The sequence below is a fragment of the Rhizobium sophorae genome (genome assembly GCF_013087515.1).
GTDB classification, from domain to species: Bacteria; Pseudomonadota; Alphaproteobacteria; order Rhizobiales; family Rhizobiaceae; genus Rhizobium; species Rhizobium sophorae.
Window position 1 is genome coordinate 1 of the sequence record NZ_JABFCN010000082.1, and the last position, 1,005, is coordinate 1,005.

General features: G+C 61.2%; 1 pseudogene. It reads right to left on the reverse strand.

Features of this window, described 5'->3' with window-relative positions:
- A pseudogene (locus tag G9X64_RS36075) lies at positions 1-1,005 on the reverse strand (IS3 family transposase); the annotation flags it as partial.

A 1,005-nucleotide genomic window follows, 5' to 3' on the forward strand; every position in this document is an offset into this window, starting at 1 on the left:
CCACTTGGCGCGGTGGGAGCAACCGGCGGAAACGCGTAGCCTTCATCTTGCGCAGCGTTGGAGCCGGTTGCGGCGATGCTCCCGGCAAAGTCTGCCGGGGTTTTGTATCCGAGCGATGAGTGCGGCCGGGAATGGTTGTAATCGTCCGCCCATTCGGCGATGGCGCTGCGGGCATGATCGAGACCGAAGAACAGGCTTTCGTTCAGCAGCTCGTCGCGCATCCGTCCGTTGAAGGACTCAATATAGCCGTTCTGCATAGGCTTTCCCGGTGCGATGTAGTGCCACTCCACCTTGTGATCCCTCGACCAGGCGAGAATGGCATTCGACGTTAGTTCGGTGCCGTTGTCGGAGACAATCATTCCGGGCTTGCCGCGTCGTTCGATCAGCGTCGTCAGTTCTCGAGCAACACGTCGACCAGAGATAGACGTGTCCGGGATCGCTGCCAGGCATTCGCGCGTCACGTCATCAACGACATTCAAGACCCGGAATCGTCTGCCGCAGGCAAACTGGTCGTGGACGAAATCCAGCGACCAGCGGGCATTGGCTTTCGCCTCGACCAGGATCGGTGCACGCGTGCCGACAGCACGCCGCCGGGCCTTTCGCTTGCGAACGGAAAGCCCTTCCTCGCGATAAAGACGGTATATGCGATTGACGCCGGACGGCTCTCCATCTCGCCGAAGCAGGATGAACAGCCGACGGTAGCCAAAACGCCGCCGCTCGTTGGCGAGGTCGCGCAGCTTCGCTCGCAGATCGACCTCCGGCGGTCGACTTGACCGATAACGGATCGTCTTGCGGTCGGCAGATATGATCTGGCAGGCCCGACGCTCCGAAAGACCCATGACGGCCTTCAGATGCGCGACGGCTTCACGCTTGGCGGCGGGCCCTACCATTTTTTTGCAAGAAGCTCGCGGAGTGCAGCAGCGTCCAGCATCTGCTCGGCGAGCAGCTTCTTCAGCTTGGCGTTCTCCTCTTCGAGCGCCTTCAGGCGCTTCGCCTCGGAAACCT